Here is a 21,070-nt window from a genome sequence, read left to right on the forward strand (position 1 = left end):
GCAGGATACATCTCTCTGCCTTGTTGCTGACTCAGAATGGGAATATGAAGACGCCGGACCACCCCAATACCAGGCATGACTGGGTAGATTTTCATCGTGACGAGGAGACGGGCATTGAGAGTATCAATGCGCATTTTCGCGGTCACGCCTACGACCCGCACGACCATGATGAGATCCTGGTGGGAGTCACTCAGCAGGGTTTGCAACGCTTTAACTGCCACCGAACATTGCATACCAGTACGCCGGGGCGCGCCATTCTGATTGAACCCGGAGCGGTGCATGATGGGCATGCGCCAGATGCCGAAGGTTTCACCTATGCGATGTTGTATCTGCCTCAGCACTGGGTGACTGAGATAATGCAACGGCGCGGACTGGGCGATGCTTCTGCAATGGAGGCCGCTTTCCAGCACACATTGACCGATGATGCCCAGCTAATCATGGCCATCCAGCAGGCATTTTTTGCCGTACACCATCAGGAAGGCCGACTGGCGCGCGATCAGACGCTAGACCACCTGATTTCACTGCTTTCCCGTCATATTGCGACAAAACCCCTCTCCACCGCGAATCACTCCCTGATGCAGATGTACCAACTGCGTGACTATCTGCATGACCGTATGCATCTGGATGTTGGTCTCGATGAGCTGGCACGCCATGCGGGTATTGACCGCTTTCGCCTCAGCCGCCAGTTTAAACAGGCGTTCGGCCAGACTCCCCACGCCTACCTGGTGCGCTTACGGCTTCGTACCGCGCGCGTTCTTTTAGCTATGGGTAACGAGCCCGCACAGGTCGCCTGCGATGTCGGTTTTGCGGATCAAAGCCATATGGGGCGCTGGTTCCAGCGCGCTTATCGCCTCTCCCCTGCCAGCTATCAACGCGCTGCACAAACGTTCTAGATGACCGACCGCGGATAAGCGGATGATGGCCCTTTCGCGATCATCAGAGAGCCGTAAAGATGTTTGATACCAAAATTGCCTATATTGTCCGTAACGATCTGCCCATCTGGCAGCGCTTAAACGTTGTTGCTTTTCTTGCCACCGGCATCGCCGCCTCTGCCCCGGAAATTATGGGCGCGCCTTACGTGGATGCCCTGGGCCGACAGTACGGCAATATGTCCGGTCAGCCGATGCTGATTTTCGAAGCGGATGTCGCCGGGCTACAAACCGTGCAGCGCAAAGGCTTTGAACGTGAACTCACAATGATTCCCTACGTACACGCGATGTTCTCCACCGGTCATGACGAAGCCAACCGGGAAGTGTTTTTAGCGGAAGACGCTGAGAATATGAACCTGGTGGGGCTCGGCCTGCGCGGCCCGAAGAAGATGGTGGATAAGGTGATTAAAGGCCTGGCGCTGCACGGCTAGTGGAAAGCGGGCTGCCTGAGCAGCCCGTATCAGGCCTGCCGCCTATCAGGACGGCAGGTTCATGCAGTTACTTCCCGGTATCTGGCAGCGAGAAGGCAATCAGATAATCACCCTGATCCGGTGAATGTGCTGCTCCACCCGCGGAGATCACCACATACGCCTTACCGGTCTTCGGTGATTTGTAAACCAGCGGTGAGGCAGTTGCGCCTACCGGTAAACGGTATTTCCAGATCTCTTCACCGGTTTTGCTGTTAAACGCCCTCAGGTAGTTATCCTGCGTTCCCGCAAAGAACACGATGCCACCGGCTGTCGCCGTTGGGCCACCCAGCGTTGGCATACCGATCGGCATTGCCATATGCGTTTTCACGCCCAGAGGACCAGAGTCTTCAACGGTACCCACCGGCACTTGCCAGACGAGTTTTTTGGTATTCAGATCGATAGCACTGAGCGTACCAAACGGTGGGTTTTGGCACGGCACACCCAGCGAAGACATAAAGAAGTCCGACTTCAGGCCAACATACGGACCCGCAAACATCGTGCGGATAGGATATTTGCCCTTATAGGCTTTGGCTTCTTCGGCCGTTTTCAGCGCCATGATTTTACCCATGCGAATGTCGTTAACATACATGATGTTATCGCGCTCATCGATGGAGATACCGCCCCAGTTCATCCCGCCCAATGTGCTTGGGAACTGAATGTAGCTGGATTCCGCCGTAGGCGTGAAAATACCGTTATAACGGGAAGATTTAAACGCGATGCGGCATTCAAGCTGGTCGAATGGCGTGATCCCCCACATATCCGACTCTTTCAGTTTAGTCAGGCCTAAAGCCGGCATATCTACAGAGAATGGCTGCGTCGGTGACAGATGATCATTTTGTCCTGACGGCGTGGTCACCACCGGACGTTCTTCCACTTTGCTCGCCGGTTTGCCGGTACGGCGGTCGATCACGAAGATCTGTCCGGTCTTGGTGGTTTGAATCAGAACCGGAACACGTTCTCCCTGCTCATTTTTCATCTCATACATCACGGGCTGGGATGGGAGGTCATAATCCCAGAGATCATGATGCACCGTCTGGAACACCCACTTGGTTTTCCCGGTAGACGCATCCACCGCCACCACCGCGGAACCAAACTTTTCGGATGAAGGCATACGCTCACCGCCCCAGTAGTCCGGTGGACCCATACCGGTTGGCAGATATACGGTGTTGAGTTCCTGATCGTAGGTGGCAGGTGCCCATACGTTTGGCGTTCCACCGGTGTGATTCACCGCATACGGCGCATCTTCCTCGGCGTTCCATGACCAGGCCAGTTTACCGTTACGCACGTCATAAGCGCGAACCACACCTGAGGCATCTTTATCTGAATGGTCAAAAATCCAGGTGCCGAAGACCGTTAAGTGCCCCATGATCACCGGAGTGCCACTTGGGTGATAGGCCGCGCCTTTTTCGGCTGGCTTCATGCCTTCATGTAAATCTACGGTGCCGTTGGTGCCGAAGTCAGAGCACGCCTGGCCGGTTTTCGCATCCAGTGCCAGCATACGTGCATCAACCGTGGTGGTAATAATCCGTTGACGACACTCGGCTGGCGCGACGGCTTTCTCCTCTTGAGACAAGGAGCTATCTTTATCGATATCGTAGTAGCCCACGCTACGACAGGTGACATGCGAGACCGCAGTGGCTTTCGGGTCCACCCGCCAGATGGATTTACCGGTATCGGCATCAATCGCGGCGACCACGTTTTGCGGCGTACAGGAGTACAACACATTGCCAATTTGCAGCGGTGTATTTTCGTCAACGCCTGCCTCTTTGCCTACCAGTCGACGCCCGGTGTGGTAGGTCCATGCCACTTGCAGCTTACTGACATTCTCAGGTGTTATCTGATCCACAACGGCAAAGCGGGTTCCGCTGGCGTTGCGAGAGAGATGATCCCAGTTTTGATCGGCCTCGGCTTTATTCGGGCTGGCGTAGGCTTCAGGATGCTCAGCGGCCGCCGAAGGATTATAGATTTTGCCGTGCGGGACAAATGCCCCAGCCAGCACAACGAGTAAGCCGACAAACACGCCCCAGCCACCGGCAAAGCTCAGGCGGTTACGCTGCCCGTTCGCGCCAGATACTGCCGGGAATACCCAAAAACTGAGCATCAGAATGATGGCAGGCACCACTAATCGAGCGGTGAGCGGCCAGTAGGAAAGACCACCAACTTCAATCAACGACCAGATCGCTGTGGCAATAAAAATCACCACCGACAAGTGCAGGCCGCGACGTTTTTTCATCCACAGTGACGCCAGCAAGACCAGATAGGCCAGCCCGGCGATAGCGTAATAATAAGACCCACCCAGAGAGGCGAGTTTTACCCCGCCGATGATAAAATATATCCCTGTCACAGCCGTTAAAAGGCTGAATATTATTTTCAGTAGCAATGAAAAGTATTTATGAAAACATTTCCCGGAATCATCAATAGATGACATGTGAGGAACTCCTTCTCTCATTGTTGAGTTGTTATTTGGTTAGTTCTTCCTGGCCAAAATCCCGACACCATGCAAGATCAGGCCCTTAGAGGCAGTTTTGTAGAGCTTTGTAAATATACATTGCGAATTGGTTACATGCACGTTAAATAAAACCATCTTTTCTGGGTGGGTTTTAGATAAATTACTCACCGGTGGGAATTTATAACGCCATTCACAGCAGGGATGTCGCTGATGAGGTATGCCATGTGGTGGGGTTTATTTTCGGTTTAGAGCACAGAGGTCATAACTATTTTATAAAATCGGGAATGAATAGATTCATTTAAATAATAATATTATAAATATTGGTTATTGATATTGGATAGCTGTCGCTGTTTAACAGTGGCAATACTTAGTGAGGCCCTAAACAGATGATGCGATTAGGACTATACAGATAGTGGATGATAAGCCTGTGGGAGCGGCCCTTTCTGCACTGATTCTCTTACTCCTTCTCTCTCCGGCCACGGCATACTTAATTCTCTTATTTTGTGTCTTAAGTCCATTTTTTTAACTTAAGACACAAAATAATGGACTTATCATTGAGCCTTAGCGAACCGAAACCTATAATGACAGTCCTCAATACTTTTACGCATCGGTGAGATCCATGTTAGACCTCAGCCTGAGCAAACCCAGTGAAATTGTGAACCTGCTTTGCGATCGCCTGCGCAAAGAGCGGCTAGCCCAGCAAATGACCCAGGCTGAGGTTGCCAGCCGCGCAGGGGTGAGCACCAATACAGTTTCGAATCTCGAAGCCGGGCGCAATGTCGGGTTTGAAAACGTCGTTCGTGTCGCGATGGTGCTGGGTCGCGCCAAAGAACTCGAAAACCTGTTCCTTCCTCAGGTTGATAGCCTGGGTGATATCATGCGCTATGAGAAAGGGGCTACCCGTAAACGCATCAGAAAGGGGCCTGAGGATGATTGAAACAGTACATATTTACTATGAGGGTTGGGGCGAACGTTGGCTATGGGGGACGTTAATATCCACTAAGGCACTTAATGGCAGACCTCAAATCGTTTTCGAATACAGCAGCCAGGCGCAGGAAAAAGGGGTTGAGCTGTCTTCTTATACTTTGCCCTTAAAAGGACAGCGCATAAGGCGCGGTTTCCCTGCTCATCAGTTAGGCCTTCCAGGTCCGGTTTATGATGCCTTACCAGACGGTTGGGGCATGATGCTAATGGATCGCCTTTTTCGGCAGCGCGGGCTTTCCACAGCCCGGATTGGGCCTCTGGAACGGCTGGCTTATATTGGCTCAAATGCGATGGGAGCGATGTCTTTTGAGCCAGTGATCCCTGAGTTGCAGGAATCACTGATCAACATTTCTATAAGCCAACTCGCAGCTGAGGTGCAGGAGGTCATTAATGGTGATGGTGGAGAGTTCCTGCAAAAACTGCTCATCATCGGTGGCTCCCCACAAGGTGCCAGACCCAAGGCTTTAATTTACTGTAATCCCGAGACCGGCGATTTTACCACCGCGTCCCTACCGGGATATGAAGCATGGCTCGTCAAATTTCCGGCTCAAAGTGAACATCCGGAAGTATGCGCAATTGAAATGGTCTACGCAGCATGCCTGCGTTTATGTCGTATAGAAACGCCAGATACACAATATTTCAGCCTGCCAAATGGGCAGACAGCATTCGCCAGCAAACGCTTTGATCGCCATAATGATTTAAAAGTTCCTATGCAAACCCTTGCCGCTTTCACAGGTGCTGATTACACATCGCCTGGGGCTCTGGACTACGTTAATTTTATTCGCGCGACTCAAATTTGCACCAATGACATGCAGGAAAAGCGGCTTGCCTTCGAACGTGCAGTATTTAATATCGTTTTCAACAACCGAGACGATCACCCAAAAAACTTCTCGTATTTAATGTCATCAACCGGGAAATGGAAGCTTGCCCCGGCATATGACGTCACATTCTGTGAAGGCCCTGGCGGCTATCATCAGATGGATGTGATGGGAGAAGCGTTAAATATCGAACGAAAACATATACTCAAACTGGCTGAGGAAGCCGAAGTTTCATCCTCAGAAGCCGATGAAATCATTAATGGCATTTGCAATGTCGGAACAAGATTTTTTGACATTGCAAAAGAGGCTTACTTTGATGCCATTACTGATGAAACACTGGAATTTATTCAAAGTAGGATTTCGCAGAATATACAGAACCTGCGCTAACGCAGATTGCTGTTTAGCTGTAAAAAACATAAGTATCAATAATTTAAAAACAGACACGTTCAAAGTACCATGAAATATGCCATATCCTATTGTGTAGAAGATAGCTTGCGCTCCGCATCGGCAATACTCCCCGTCCTGCCCGAGCGCCTTAGCAATCTGTCGCAATAGGATAGCCAGCTCCTCCGAGTCGCCATTTCGGCGCACGTCAATCAGCAGCTAGGCCACATAGCCCGGATCGGCGCGGAACTGCTCGGCCATTGCCTCGTCGTGTAGGTGGCATTTCATCTGATGCCCTCCTTCTTGTTAAACGGGCGATACTAGGTTACGCGGTATACATCCAGAAGCTCCGCAACTTACCGCTCCGATATTTCCAAGGTCATCGGGTCATACTTGTAGTTCACAATATCCCCGTTAATCAACATATTGGCTGCTGCCTCAATAATATGCAGAGGAGCGATAAACCACTCGCGTGGAGAGAAGCGGTTGCCCTGCTTGTCATACACATCCACGTTCAAGCATGCCTTGCCGAAGAAGGTATGAAGTAGTAGTTCAAATTTCTGCGGGTTGAGGTTGTAGCACTCAAAAACAGAAATGATCTTAACGGGGGCCATTAGGTAGGTGGGTTCCTCGGCTGCCTTATTAACGCGTTCAGGAACGGGCGCCGTGGAGTAACCAATCTTGTACAGATTATTGATCCCCGAAATGTCTGGCGCAGTGCTGAGTGATCGAAGGACGTAGAGATAGCCTGACTTTTCATCGCACTCCTGTATCTGATCCAAAGCCTGCAGGGCCTTCTCATGAGGGTCTAAAATGCGACGGCCCGTCTCGTCTTTGTACAGTTCAGTGGCTAGCGAACGAAGCAACATGTTGGACTCGGTGCCATTCTCGAAGATACAGCGAAGCCGTGCGTTGACCTTGCCGTTCTTCACTTCTTTCTCACCGACTTCAGCAACATAGGCTGTTACGCCGTGGAGGATGAAGAAGTGACCGGGCAGGATCTGCTGCTCGCCGGCGAAGCCTCGTGCTTCGCGAACACCGGCAACAAGCTCTGCATGGCACTGGTTGAACAAGGGCTCAAACTGATCAAAATCCTGGCAGCGTTTGCGCTGGGCAATCTTATTAGGCATGTCCTTAGGTAGCGAAGGAACATGCTTAAGTTCGAAGATGCTGGCTGCTTCATCGTCTAGTAAGCCAAAAGAGTCATCCTCGAAAATGTCAGCCACAGAGGTAATGGGTTTGGCTGGCTCGATGTAGGTAAGCAATTTGTATTCATCTGCTTCCCGCAACACTTCGCATTTTTCCTTGCTAGCACGAAGCCCCTTCAGCCTGTTAAACAATTGAAATTCAAGGATATCATAAGGATTCGATGTTGGCTCTTTCCCGTTCTGAAGGTAGAAGTCATTGATCTGCAGGAACGAGGCTAGCAGGCGTTCATCCACTGTGACAGCGGCATGCTTAGGCTTGATATTGAGCAGGCCCAAGTCATCGTCTTCCAGGATTTTTTGAAGGGCATCCTTCTCCACGGTCAGACTCCTTGCTGACGGCGCTGAGCTTTTAGATAAACAACAGCATCGGCCATGCGTCGTTCCAATGGGTCGAGCGAAGCAATATTTGGCTCTGTGCCGTTGGTCTTCACGAAATCCTTTATCTTTGGCCAAAGCAGGATGGCTTCCTCGTCACTCATCTGCACGCGAGTAGCTTCAATCGTATCCTGAATAACCTTGAAGGTTTTTGTTGTAAGCGACTTGGATAGGATTTCGAACGCCTTCTGAAATGGGTTGACCCGATCAATGAGATCAATGTGAAGTTCGTCAATGTTGATGAACTTATCAGCCATGCGGACAAAGTGTTTTCCACCTTCCTGCTTAATTTCGCCATTCTTTATGACCGAATCCACAACCACGTGCTGACGGACTTCTTCAACCTCATCGTCGCTTAGCTCGGGATACTTAATTTTGATGATTTTTGGAATCATCACTTTGTTAATGACTTCTGGATCAACATTGCCAGGCAAGGCCTTCACAAGCTTATCGTCAGAAAGTATCGCCGCCTTTAGATCGTTCAGATCGGACTCGATGATGCCCTTAACTCGCTTGGAGCTGGGTTCTTTCAGACCACGAACCTTGATCTCAGTGTCGGTACTTTTATCATCATCATCTTTCTTCGTTTTGAACTTGAAGTTTGGCGCAAGCACCTGTTCCATGAGCAAGGAACAGGTAATAGCCTTAAGCATGTTGTTCACGGATAGCTTTACCAAATCGTCCCCAGCGTCAGGCTGTGCAATGAGATTTGTGAACTGCGCATGGCTCTTGTTGTTGCTATCGCGGGTGCAGCGTCCAATGATTTGGATGATTTCGGTTAACGATCCGCGGTAGCCAACGGTCAGAGCGTGTTCGCAGAATTTCCAGTCAAAACCCTCCTTCGCCATGCCCAAGGCAATGATGAGATCCATGTCCTCTGGTTTCTCAATACAGCGCAGATATTCAACTATGCGCTCACGAGACCTTGGTTCGTCATGCACGAGATCGGCAACTTTCAGAACCTTTCCATCACCGTGCCGCCTGACATGAATGACACAGGTATCTGGATCACGATGGGTGACGGTACCAATGAAGTCTAGGATACGATCAACCTCGTCGTACTTGTCCTTAGTGGACTCGCCCGACTGCACATTGGGTATGTGAAGAATGGTTTTCTGATCCGTATTTAGCACCCCCTCAATCCCACTGGGCGTGCAGGCGTCTGGACGTTTGGTGTAGTTGCCGCGATAGAAGTGGTAGCCGATACCTAGCGACTTGAGGAAGGTATAGCCGTTTAGCTGCTCGTAGTAGTTGTATACGACTTTGGTGAACTGGGCTTCGTCTTCGGGCAGCAGTACCGGTACGCTGTCACCTCTGAAATAGGAGCCTGTCATTGCCACAATGTGGGCGTCGGACTTCGCCATGACGGATCGCAGTAACTCTCCGAGACAGTTGTCAGCATCAGCCGATACGTGGTGGAACTCGTCTATGGCGAGTAGCACATTGTCAAAATCAGAATCGTCCAGCGCCTCGAAGGCGAAGCGAATAGTTGCGTGGGTACAGATCAGAATTTTGTCTGGGCCCTTCATGAAGTCCACGAAGGCTTGAACCTTGCTAGAATCACCACCTGGCGTGCAGAGGTTGTTCTTCGGTTCCACGGTCCAGTCAGAGAAGAAGCCGAACTTGCTGAGCTCCACGGTGTTAAACGAACCACCAATGGAGCGTTCAGGCACAGCAATGATGGCCTTTGACAGCCCTTGGTTTATGAGTTTGTCCAGAGCAATGAACATGAGGGCTCGAGATTTCCCAGAAGCTGGTGGTGCTTTCAATAGAAGATGCTGTGCATTGCGAGCTTCAAAAGCTCGTTCCTGCATTTCGCGCATGCCAAATTGGTTGGTGCTGGTGCTTTTGCCGGTTTGAGCATAGGTGACGTCAACGATATTAGGCATGCTTGGCTTCCATCATTTTTTCGTAGAGCTTGAAGAGACATTCCAGGCGTTCGATGTCGTTGTAAAATGGCTTTATCTGGTAGCACTGCTCAACTACAACGTCCAGTTCGTAATGTGCCTGCTTCAGATCAGCGGGCATAGTATCTGGGTCGTATAAATCTTCGATACTTAGTTCAGGATAATCTTCACGGATGGCGACAATAGCCATGGCTTTTTCAGCCACGGCTAGCTGCTTCTTCTCGCTGACGTCAGGGAACGGGAAAGTGTTATAGACGATTTCGACAGAGTACCGGAGTCGTGTTTCTAGTTGACCGCCAACAGTGCGAATCCATAGGCCATGCAGCTTCGATGAAATGATTCCGAAGAGTGCAGGATCTTGTTTGAATATTACAAAGGCAGCGTCAGTGATGACGCTATCTTTATCCATGTAGCCAATTGGCACATATTCCCTACGTTCTGAGGAGGTTTTTGGAACAATGATCGATCCACCTTTGCCCTGCACGCGCTGTGCAAATTTATGTGCAATCTTAGCGTAGCCGTTTGTCGTTTTAGCTTTTGACTTCATCCTGAAGTCGTAGCAGGCATCAATTCGCGCTTTAATCGGCGGGATCGAACGGGCAAGATCAAGCTGTTCGTTTTCGATCCACAGGCATTGGCGAGGGTTGCCGCCAATGAACTCCTGTGTACCGTACAGCTTTTTGAAAAGAGGCTTGGATTGGGGATAAAGCTGAACTATGGTGTCCCTTTCACTAGGCTTGAGTATAAGGTTACCGCCGTCACGGGCCATGCAGCCGATGGACATTGCCGGGAAGCCAGAAAGGATTTCAGATGTCCTGCGAACATAAATATCCTTCCCTTCAATCAGGTAAGGATTGATTTCCTTCACAATCTTATAGCTGTCCGCTCCGAACAGAAGCTTTGCCTTTTCTGCTGAGTTCCTCACACCAACAATAACACATGTCACACCAGCATTATTCTTTGCGAAGTTTGACCACTTGAAGGAGGTGTAGGCGAAGTCAATCTCAAGACCAGGCTGAAATACTCTAGGCCACAGATAGGAAACTTGTTCGCCTTGGCAAATGGAGTTTGTCGCCACGAACGCATATTTCGCGTTTTTGCCTGCAATGAACTGTGCCGCTTTGATGAACCAACAGCATACATAGTCGGAATCTTTGTATTCTTCATGCCCTTCAAAGATGAGTTCGAGGTCGATTTTCTGTTCTGGCTCTTGGTTTCGTGCGCCAAGGTAGGGTGGATTTCCAAGAACATATGTCTCATGCTCCTTTTTTGGGGCAAGGAATACATCCCAGTCTACGTGTATCGCGTTATCACTGACGACATTACCGCTGCTCTTTAAAGGAAGTGCGGGGTTACAGTGCCCAAAAATTTCCTTGAATTTCAGGTTCATCTGATGTTCAGCGAGCCATAAAGACAAGATGGCAATTTCGTGGGCGAAGTCATCTAGTTCAATCCCATAGAATTGGGATAATTTGATTCGGGAGAACGGAAATATTCCTTCAGGGGTCAATTCCTGAATCCGTTTGAAAATCTTCATTTCAAACTGCCGAAGTTCTTTATACGCAATAATTAAAAAGTTTCCCGAGCCGCAAGCAGGGTCAAAAATTTTAAGGTGCTCTAACCGGAGAAGAAGTTGCTCCAGCTTTGCCCTGCTATCAGAGTGTTTTTCAAACTCCTCCTTTAGTTCATTAAGAAATAGAGGATCAAGCACCTTCCTGATATTGGACTCATTGGTATAGTGCATACCCATATTGCTTCGCTGGCCCGGATCAACCACTGCTTGAATCATTGAGCCAAAAATATCTGGATTAATTTCAGACCAGTTCAAGTCGGCGCCACAATCAATGAGGATGGCTCGCGACTTTCTAGTGAATGTTGGTACAGGTAGCTTGTCGGCAAACAGCCCCCCATTCACATATGGGAAATCAGCCAGATATTCAGGAACACCTTCGCGGCACTCTTGATTCATAACATCAAATACGCGACTCAAGTAGTCGCTCAAGTCGTTACCGTCCTCAGCGGTATGCGAAGCAACGTGATTAGTAAACAGCTTTGAATTAAAGATCCCGGTATCTTCAGCAAAGTAACAGAATAATATTCTAGATAAAAAAACATTTTGCCAATGTATTTCCTCTGCTGTGGTGGCAGGATTGTTGGCCCGCAGTAGATCAAATAGTTTGGCCATTTTCTCGGCTGCTTTAACATCTGCGAGATTTTCACTTCGAGCCTGATTTTTCTCTAAATTTGCCCAAGGAAGGAAAAAGTCAAACTTCTTGTTCAGTTCAGCCAGAGGAATATCTAGAGTATCCTCGGTCTTGGTGTCAATCGCAAGAAGATGGCTCGCGTTGATGGCGATGATGAAACGCGGTCGGTGCTTCGCTACAACATCAGCATGCTTCATTTCATCAATAATACTTAGAAGCTTGTCGCTGTTTGTGGCCTTGTAGTAGACCTGCTTCTTCCATAGTACTTCGTCGGCATTCTTAGAGAGATTATAGCTGCCCTTGCCAGTCATCTTTAAACGAGTGATGGAAGCCTTTGACTTGTCATAGCAATCTAGAAGATTGTACAGAAAGTCATTCTGCTCAAGGTTGCTCACAAGAGCCTTAACTTTTTCTTCTACTTGCGCGATATTCAATTCAATACCTCAAAAAAATTCGGCGTTGACCAGTGATTCGACGAAGATGCAGCTCAGGCCACTTATGAATGGGCCTCATTGAGCCAATCTAGAGTTTTCCAATCGCCGACAGCCACGCTGCTCAGGGATTGGTGCACCAGGATCATGTGGTGTTGCCGACGGGTCCGAGGCACCCAGCTTTCGTGTCGGACAGCCAGATCACCAGCATCTTGCGGTCTGATGGCGATGACCTCCACCATCTGCATCAACGAAGAGCTGCTGTCGTCTTTTCCTGTGGCCATACCAGATTCCGTTCAAGGGATGACTTATCCGCAGTCTTTAGAGGCTGAGCGCCGACACGGAGAGTGACATAATTGATATCGAAATAATACTGCACTAATTGCCTTGCGTCTCGAAGTGATCCGAGGTTTTCTGCAAGATAGCAGAGACTGGGCAGGGATGCACCTTCCAGCGGATCGGGCGCATCAGCGGCCCGTGCACCCCATCAACGACCTACGTACCCTCCGAGTTTTCTAGATCCCCTGCTGACTCTACTCGACCAGCCACTGGGATAATCGCTCACTCAACTGCCAAACGCCCGCTTTGGGCAGCGTTCTGCCTGCCATGAAATAAATTGGTCATGGTATCGACCACTGAGCATGGCATTTGGCTCAGTCAATGCCCCGTACCATGCCACATAAACACGGTGCTTGGCGATGCACAAAGCTGCCAGAATTTGCCGGACCCAGAAAGCCAAAAGCCCGCAATTACGCGGGCTTCAGAGCATTTTTTGCTAGATAGTACCGGTTTATGCCGGAAGTGGAATCATTCCCACTCAATCGTCGCTGGTGGCTTACCAGAGATATCATAAACCACGCGGGAGATGCCGTTCACTTCGTTGATGATGCGGTTGGAAACGCGGCCAAGGAAGTCGTATGGCAGATGCGCCCAGTGTGCGGTCATGAAGTCGATGGTTTCTACGGCACGCAGGGAAACAACCCAGTCGTACTTACGGCCATCGCCCATTACGCCGACGGAGCGCACTGGCAGGAACACGGTGAAGGCCTGGCTGACTTTGTTATACAGGTCAGCTTTGTGCAACTCTTCGATGAAGATAGCATCAGCGCGGCGCAGCAGGTCACAGTACTCTTTCTTCACTTCGCCCAGAACACGCACGCCCAGACCTGGACCCGGGAACGGGTGACGGTACAGCATGTCGTACGGCAGGCCCAGCTCCAGACCAATCTTACGCACTTCGTCTTTGAACAGCTCTTTCAGCGGCTCAACCAGACCCATCTTCATCTCTTTCGGCAGACCGCCCACGTTGTGGTGCGATTTGATCACGTGCGCTTTGCCGGTGGCAGACGCCGCAGACTCGATCACGTCTGGATAGATGGTGCCCTGTGCCAGCCATTTCACGTCGGTCAGCTTCAGTGCTTCTTCATCGAACACTTCGACGAATACGCGACCGATGATTTTACGCTTAGCTTCTGGATCGTTCTCACCTGCCAGCGCATCGAGGAAGCGAGCTTCTGCTGCCACGTGAACGATGTTCAGACCAAAGTGGTCGCCAAACATATCCATCACCTGCTCTGCTTCATTCAGACGCAGCAGGCCGTTATCGACGAATACGCAGGTCAGACGGTCACCAATGGCGCGGTGCAGCAACATGGCAGTCACAGATGAATCCACACCACCAGACAGGCCGAGGATGACTTTATCTTCACCTACCTGCTCACGAATACGCTCTACCGCATCTTCGATGATTTTGGCTGGGGTCCACAGCGCTTCGCAGCCGCAGATATCCAGAACAAAACGCTCCAGCATACGCTGGCCCTGACGGGTGTGCGTCACTTCCGGGTGGAACTGCACACCGTAGAAGCGTTTTTCTTCGTTCGCCATAATGGCAAACGGACAAGATTCGGTGCTGGCTACTGTCACGAAGTCTGATGGGATCGCAGTGACTTTGTCACCGTGGCTCATCCAGACGTCCAGCAGCGGCTTGCCAGCATCGCTGATTGCATCTTCAATATCACGCACCAGCGCGCTTGGGGTAATCACTTCAACCTGCGCATAACCAAATTCACGCTCGGTTGAACCTTCAACTTTACCGCCTAACTGCATCGCCATGGTCTGCATGCCGTAGCACACGCCCAGAACCGGTACGCCTGCGTTGAAGACATACTCTGGCGCACGTGGGCTGTTGTGCTCAGTGGTGCTTTCCGGGCCACCGGACAACACGATACCGGTTGGATTGAAGCTACGAATCTGTTCTTCGGTGACATCCCACGCCCAGAGTTCGCAGTACACGCCCAGCTCGCGCACGCGACGCGCGACCAGTTGCGTGTACTGAGAACCAAAATCGAGGATCAGAATACGGTGTTTATGAATGTTTTCAGCTGTCATTAAGGCGTTTCCAGGGATGGACTTTAAAATAAATTCGCCCGGCGGGTGCCGGGCGTCTCATTTTACGGGATTATGAACCCATGCGGTAGTTCGGCGCTTCTTTTGTGATGGTCACGTCGTGAACGTGGCTCTCAGAAATGCCCGCACCGCTGATGCGAACGAACTCTGCTTTAGTACGCAGCAGTTCAATGGTTGCACAACCGGTCAGACCCATGCAGGAGCGCAGGCCGCCCATCTGCTGGTGAACGATCTCTTTCAGACGGCCTTTGTAAGCCACGCGTCCTTCGATACCTTCCGGCACCAGCTTGTCTGCCGCGTTATCGGTCTGGAAGTAACGGTCAGATGAACCTTTAGACATTGCACCCAGTGAACCCATACCACGGTATGATTTGAATGCACGGCCTTGATACAGTTCGATCTCACCAGGAGACTCTTCAGTCCCTGCCAGCATAGAACCCACCATCACAACAGAAGCACCCGCAGCGATAGCTTTTGCGATATCACCAGAGAAGCGGATACCGCCATCAGCGATAACCGGAATACCCGTGCCTTCCAGCGCTTCTACTGCATCAGAAACGGCGGTGATCTGCGGTACACCCACGCCAGTAACGATACGGGTAGTACAGATTGAGCCAGGGCCGATACCCACTTTTACTGCGCTCACACCGGCTTCAACCAGGGCCAGAGCACCAGCGCCAGTAGCAACGTTACCGCCGATGATTTCCAGCTCTGGGAATTTTGCACGGGTATCGCGGATACGCTGCAGAACGCCTTCAGAGTGGCCGTGTGAGGAGTCGATCAGCAGAACGTCAACACCAGCGGCAACCAGCGCGGCAACACGCTCTTCGTTACCTGCGCCAGCACCTACCGCAGCACCAACACGCAGACGACCCTGCGCATCTTTACATGCGTTTGGTTTACGTTCTGCTTTCTGGAAATCTTTAACGGTGATCATGCCCAGCAGGTGGAAGCTGTCGTCCACAACCAGTGCTTTTTCTACGCGCTTTTCGTGCATCTTTTGCAGAACCACTTCACGCGCATCGCCTTCTTTCACAGTAACCAGACGCTCTTTCGGCGTCATTACTGCTGAAACTGGGAGTTCGAGGTCGGTAACGAAACGTACGTCACGGCCAGTGATGATACCGACCAGTTCGTTCTTTTCGTTTACAACCGGGTAACCCGCGAAGCCGTTGCGCTCAGTCAGCTCTTTTACTGCCGCCAGCGTAGTGGTTGGCAGTACAGTCTGAGGATCGGTGACCACGCCGCTTTCATATTTCTTCACCTTGCGAACTTCTTCCGCTTGGCGTTCAATCGACATGTTTTTGTGGATAAAGCCAATGCCGCCTTCTTGCGCCAGCGCAATAGCAAGGTTCGCTTCGGTGACAGTGTCCATGGCTGCAGAAACCATTGGAATATTGAGACGGATGTTTTTCGTCAGCTGAGTGCTTAATTCAGCCGTGTTCGGCAGAACGGTGGAGTGAGCAGGAACGAGCAATACGTCGTCAAATGTGAGTGCTTCTTTAGCGATTCTTAGCATGGCAATATCTCAACCTGGGGGTGAATGAGAACAGATAAAATATTGCGAGCGAATTATACAGGTGGAAACCGTTTGCCTCCAGCGTTTTTTCAGAAAAAACCTTGAACCTTTGTACCAGCCATGTAGTATCGGTTGATTAACCCTCTGATTTGAAATTTGATCTCCATCACATGTCACTGCCATCAAATGCCAATATTTTTAGCGTCAGCCGTCTGAACAGCACGGTGCGGGAGCTACTGGAGCGCGAGATGGGCCAGGTGTGGCTCAGTGCTGAGATCTCCAATTTCACGCAACCCGCTTCCGGGCACTGGTACTTTTCGCTCAAAGACGAAAACGCTCAGGTGCGCTGTGCCATGTTTCGCAACAGCAACCGCCAGGTCAGTTTTCGTCCGCAGCACGGTCAGCAAGTTCTGGTGCGTGCCACCCTGACCCTGTATGAACCACGCGGCGATTATCAGTTGGTCATCAATAGCATGCATCCCGCAGGTGAGGGATTGCTGCAACAGCAGTTTGCTCAGATGAAAGCACGGCTGGAAGCTGAAGGGTTGTTTGCGCCCGAACATAAGCAGCCGCTGCCCGATCCGGCGCGCCAGGTTGGGGTTATCACTTCCGCAACCGGCGCGGCGTTGCATGATGTTTTGCGTGTGCTTCATCGCCGCGATCCTTCACTACCGGTGGTGATCTACCCTACCGCTGTGCAAGGGGCAGATGCGCCTGCTGCCATTGTACGTGCCATTGCGCTGGCTAATCAGCGCCAGGAGTGTGATGTACTTATTGTGGGCCGTGGCGGCGGCTCGCTGGAGGATTTGTGGAGCTTTAACGATGAGCGCGTTGCCCGTGCCATTTTCGCCAGCCGCATTCCGATTGTCAGTGCGGTAGGCCATGAAACAGATGTCACCATTGCCGATTTTGTTGCCGATTTACGTGCCCCTACCCCTTCAGCGGCCGCTGAGCTGGTAAGCCGTAATCAGGTGGAGTTGCTGCGACAGCTACAGGCCCAGCAGCAGCGATTAGAGATGGCGATGGATTACTATCTGGCGCGCCAGCAGCGCCGTTATACGCAATTACAGCATCGTTTACAGCAGCAGCATCCACAGCTGCGTCTAGCACGCCAGCAGACTTCACTGTTCCGCCTACAGCGCCGTCTGGACGAAGCTATGGAGCTGCGCCTACGTACCGCCCTGCGCCAGCAAGATCGCCTGATGCAGCGCCTGAGCGCACAGCAACCGCAGGGAAAAATCTACCTTGCGCAGCAGCAGCTGTCGAACATGCAGCATCGCCTGCAGCAGAGCATGCAACAGCAGTTGAACGCTAATAAACAGCGCTTCGCTACGCTGGCCGCTCAGCTCGAAGGGGTAAGTCCACTGGCAACGCTGGCACGCGGTTTTAGCGTGACCACCACCACGGAAGGGACGCTGGTGAAGAAAACCAGCCAACTCCATGCGGGTGACACGTTACGCACCCGTCTGGATGATGGTTGGGTCGAAAGCCAGGTGACTAAGCTGCAAAAAAAGCGCGCCCCACGTAAAGCAAAATAACGCTCACCCTACGTCCCTCAATAATCGCACAGCCTTCTTACAGCAACGCTGCTGTTTGACAAGTCAAAACCACGGTCTTCCAACCCGAGATACATCGGCCTGTCAGAGGGGGTTGGGCTACGACAGGCTCCGCGCCAATCCCCCTCCGCCACCGAAATCCATAGCGTTGTTTTGCCTGAAAGATGAGAACTGTGCGACTTTCATAAATTACATTCAACAAACAAACCGCACAGGCTTCTTACAGCAACGCTGTTGCCTGGCAGGAAGATAATGGGGGCTATGATAGCGAGTGCTTGCCCGACATGGACGTCGGGCCAGATCTGCATGAGCGATCTTTCCGAGCAGTCATAGCCCCCATTATCTGACCTTTCATCCCACCCACAGCGATGTTTCTCACCGAACTAAAAACAACTCCTTCGTACCTCAATAATCGCACAGACTTCTTACAGCAACGCTGCTGTCTGCGGGAAGATAATGAGGGCTATGATAGCGAGCGCTTGCCCGACATGGACGTCGGGCCAGATCTGCAGGAGCAATCTTTCCGAGCAGTCATAGCCCCCATTATCTGACCTTTCATCCCACCCACAGCGATGTTTCTCACCGAACAAAAAAAGGGCCGACTTTCGTCGACCCCTTTTGCACTACTCTACAGCTTCAGCGATTACTTCTTCACTGAATCTGGCAGAGCATAGGCAATCACGTAATCACCACGGTCCGGAGACTGACGAGCACCACCTGCAGAGATCAGGATGTACTGCTTACCAGTGGTCGGAGAAACGTAGCTGATTGGACCACCCTGGCTGCCCACTGGCAGACGTGCTTTCCACACTTCTTTACCAGTTGAAGAGTCAAAGGCGCGCAGGTAGTAGTCCTGAGTACCGGCGAAGAACACCAGGCCACCCTGAGTTGCCAGAGAACCACCCAGCGTTGGCATACCGATTGGCATCTGTGCATGCATTTTGATACCAAATGGACCGGTATCCTGCACAGTACCTACTGGTACCTGCCAAACAATCTTACGGGTTTTCATGTCAATTGCAGACATAGTACCGAACGGCGGAGCCTGGCACGGAATGCCTAATGGAGACATGAAGCGGTCTTTAACAACGCCGTACGGAGTACCTTTCAGCGGAACTGCACCCATACCGGTGTTAACCGACTCACCACCATTGCTGGTAGCGGCTTTAGAGTTATCCTGTGGAATCATCTTCACCCACAGACCCAGACGCATGTCGTTAACAAACATGTACTGGTGAGTTGGGTCGAAGGAGATACCGCCCCAGTTCATACCACCCAGTGAGCCAGGGAAGCTCAGAGAAGTGTCAGTGTCTGGAACTGTGAACAGACCGTTATAACGCATTGATTTGAAGCTAATACGACAAATCAGCTGGTCAAACGGTGTTGCACCCCACATGTCAGACTCGGTCAGAGTCTGGTTACCGATCTGCGGCATGCCTACAGAGTGCGGCTGAGTTTGCGTGTACTGCTCGTTCGGAATGTGGCCCTGTGGCATTGGCAGCTCTTCGACTTTCGTCAGTGGCTTACCAGTCAGACGGTCCAGCACCCAAATCATACCGGTCTTAGCACCGATAACCACTGCTGGTTTGGTCGTGCCATCTTCCATCGGGAAGTCAACCAGGCTTGGCTGCATTGGTAAGTCGAAGTCCCACAGATCGTTATGCACGGTCTGATAAACCCACTTCTCTTTACCGGTAGTGGCATCCAGCGCCAGAACAGAAGCACCGTATTTATGATCCAGACGAGTACGGTTTGCACCCCACAGGTCAACAGACGGGCTACCCATTGGCAGGAATACGGTGTTCATGTTCGGATCATAGGACATTGGAGCCCATGAGTTCGGCGTAGAACGGGTGTAATCCTGACCTGGCATCAGCACAGCATTTGGATCAACGTTACCTGGGTCAAACGCCCAACGTTGTTTACCAGTGATAACGTCGAAACCACGCAGTACGCCACCAGGCATATCAGTTTGTACGTTATCCGCTACACGGCCACCAACAACCACGGTAGTACCCGCCATCGCTGGAGGAGAGGTCAGCTGATACTGTGGATCTGGCGCTTTACCCAGACCTTGTTTCAGGTCAACCACACCGTGGTCACCGAAATCTTCACAGAACTCACCGTTGTCAGCGTTCACTTCGATCAGCTGAGCATTGATGGTGTTCATGATCAGACGACGCTGACAGGTAGCACCTGGTGCAAGATCAGCAGCCGGAACCGGTGAAGAACCCGGAATGGTTGGCTGTTGCAGTGGTTTAGTGGCGTCAAAGTAAGCCAGACCACGGCAGCGGTTCCATACCTGCGCCTGGGCGTTGATTTCACGCTTCCAGATCTGCTTACCGGTATCCGCAGCAACGGCGATGATGTTGTTGTGTGGAGTACACAGATACAGGGTATTGCCCACCTGCAGCGGGGTCTCCTGATCTTCTGCGCCGTTACCGCCAGGGCTGATTGGCACGTCACCGGTGTGGAAAGTCCATGCAACCTGCAGATCTTTCACGTTGTCACGGGTGATCTGGTCCAGGGCAACAAAGCGGTTACCACCAGCGGTGTTACCGTAGTGGTCCCAGTCTTTCTGCTCGTGTGCTTTATCTACTGGCACCAGCGGCAGCTCTTTCCCATCAGCAGTGACAGGATCGTGCGGCTGGAACATCTGAACAAAAGTCGCCACCATACCCACGGCCAGAACGGCAGACAGGATGTAAGACACTTTAGCCAGAGAAGATTTACCTTCACGCTTACGCAGTGCAGGCCAGGTAACGAACGCCAGAATCATCAGACCAGCTGGAACCATCAGACGTGATACCAGAGGCCAGAACTGCAGGCCTGCATCCGCCAGCGCCCAAATCAGGGTGCCAACAAAGACCAGCAGGAACAGCGTTACCGCAGAAGATTTACGACGGAAGAACTGAATTGCAGAAATTACAGTCACAATACCGGCGATTAAGAAGTACCAGCTGCCGCCAAGGGAGACCAACTTACCGCCTCCGATAGCAAAGAACAGACCAGTAACCAGTAGCACCAGTCCAACGAGCACGGACCAGATACTCAACCCTTTACAGGGACGAGCCGAATTTTCAGCCATATGACAAACTCTCCAGAAAAAATAATGCGCGCCACTTCTCCATCAACACAATGCAGTGTGCTACGGCAGAAGCTCCTTTTTTGAACGGCTACGCTTTATTTTAAATCGTGTTGGTACGGAACAGCGTCCGGAATACGGGCGATGTGAGCAGGTTAACAATTAGGAAAAGTCTCCCTTTCACAAGGCGGCAGGATTGTACCACTTGGTTCGTAATGTTGTGAATAAATATAACGGCGCACTCACTGTGCAATAGCATTTTTGCTACAAATTACGCGAGGAAGTTGACGTAACTATACGGAAAGCCAGTAAATTCTTAGCGCGAAGAAAGAGGTAAAAAAATGT

Annotated in this window: 11 protein-coding genes and 1 pseudogene; 5 read left to right on the plus strand and 7 right to left on the minus strand. The window is 51.2% G+C overall.

All coding sequences use genetic code 11. The annotated features are described in order from the left end of the window. Positions 1-44: 44 nt before the first annotated feature. Together F3J40_RS05130 and F3J40_RS05135 are read left to right on the plus strand one after the other, a co-directional pair. Positions 45-919, plus strand: a pseudogene (locus F3J40_RS05130) (helix-turn-helix domain-containing protein). 33 nt (positions 920-952) lie between these two features. Further along, positions 953-1,360 (plus strand): DUF2000 domain-containing protein, encoded by a 408-nt coding sequence (locus tag F3J40_RS05135; protein ID WP_017347749.1) that lies wholly within the window; start codon positions 953-955, stop codon positions 1,358-1,360. Between the two features lie 67 nt (positions 1,361-1,427). Here F3J40_RS05135 and F3J40_RS05140 read toward each other — a convergent pair whose 3' ends face one another. Further along, on the minus strand, positions 1,428-3,827 hold the full coding sequence (locus F3J40_RS05140) for a membrane-bound PQQ-dependent dehydrogenase, glucose/quinate/shikimate family (RefSeq protein ID WP_167012825.1): 2,400 nt from the start codon (positions 3,825-3,827) through the stop codon (positions 1,428-1,430). Positions 3,828-4,467: 640 nt separating this feature from the next. Here F3J40_RS05140 and F3J40_RS05145 point away from each other — a divergent pair. Further along, positions 4,468-4,785, plus strand: coding sequence for a helix-turn-helix domain-containing protein (locus F3J40_RS05145; protein ID WP_167012826.1), 318 nt, complete (start codon positions 4,468-4,470; stop codon positions 4,783-4,785). Beyond that, positions 4,778-6,037: a type II toxin-antitoxin system HipA family toxin gene (locus F3J40_RS05150; protein WP_167012827.1), complete on the plus strand. Its 1,260-nt coding sequence runs from the start codon at positions 4,778-4,780 to the stop codon at positions 6,035-6,037. The genes F3J40_RS05145 and F3J40_RS05150 overlap by 8 nt, the downstream gene beginning before the upstream one ends. Before the next feature lie 353 nt (positions 6,038-6,390). On the opposite strand, the gene F3J40_RS05155 is transcribed toward F3J40_RS05150, so the two are convergent. The 5 genes from F3J40_RS05155 to guaB form a co-directional block, all read right to left on the minus strand. Beyond that, on the minus strand, positions 6,391-7,560 hold the full coding sequence (locus F3J40_RS05155) for a GIY-YIG nuclease family protein (RefSeq protein WP_167012828.1): 1,170 nt from the start codon (positions 7,558-7,560) through the stop codon (positions 6,391-6,393). 2 nt (positions 7,561-7,562) lie between these two features. Continuing rightward, on the minus strand, positions 7,563-9,506 hold the full coding sequence (locus F3J40_RS05160) for a DEAD/DEAH box helicase (RefSeq protein WP_167012829.1): 1,944 nt from the start codon (positions 9,504-9,506) through the stop codon (positions 7,563-7,565). Beyond that, positions 9,499-12,162, minus strand: a complete 2,664-nt coding sequence (locus F3J40_RS05165) for a class I SAM-dependent DNA methyltransferase (protein WP_167012830.1) — start codon at positions 12,160-12,162, stop codon at positions 9,499-9,501. The genes F3J40_RS05160 and F3J40_RS05165 overlap by 8 nt, the downstream gene beginning before the upstream one ends. 804 nt (positions 12,163-12,966) lie before the next feature. After that, the gene (gene guaA, locus F3J40_RS05170; protein WP_167012831.1) at positions 12,967-14,547 is read right to left on the minus strand and encodes a glutamine-hydrolyzing GMP synthase; all 1,581 of its coding nucleotides are present in this window, start codon (positions 14,545-14,547) and stop codon (positions 12,967-12,969) included. 70 nt (positions 14,548-14,617) lie between these two features. Further along, complete coding sequence (gene guaB / locus F3J40_RS05175) at positions 14,618-16,084, minus strand: IMP dehydrogenase (RefSeq protein ID WP_017347768.1); 1,467 nt, start codon at positions 16,082-16,084, stop codon at positions 14,618-14,620. A gap of 170 nt (positions 16,085-16,254) precedes the next feature. On the opposite strand from guaB, the gene xseA reads away from it, so the two are divergent. After that, positions 16,255-17,622: an exodeoxyribonuclease VII large subunit gene (gene xseA / locus F3J40_RS05180; protein WP_167012832.1), complete on the plus strand. Its 1,368-nt coding sequence runs from the start codon at positions 16,255-16,257 to the stop codon at positions 17,620-17,622. A gap of 661 nt (positions 17,623-18,283) precedes the next feature. Here xseA and F3J40_RS05185 read toward each other — a convergent pair. Next, on the minus strand, positions 18,284-20,728 hold the full coding sequence (locus F3J40_RS05185) for a glucose/quinate/shikimate family membrane-bound PQQ-dependent dehydrogenase (RefSeq protein ID WP_167012833.1): 2,445 nt from the start codon (positions 20,726-20,728) through the stop codon (positions 18,284-18,286). Positions 20,729-21,070: the final 342 nt, after the last annotated feature.

The organism is Candidatus Pantoea multigeneris (genome assembly GCF_011752615.1).
GTDB lineage: Bacteria > Pseudomonadota > Gammaproteobacteria > Enterobacterales > Enterobacteriaceae > Pantoea > Pantoea multigeneris.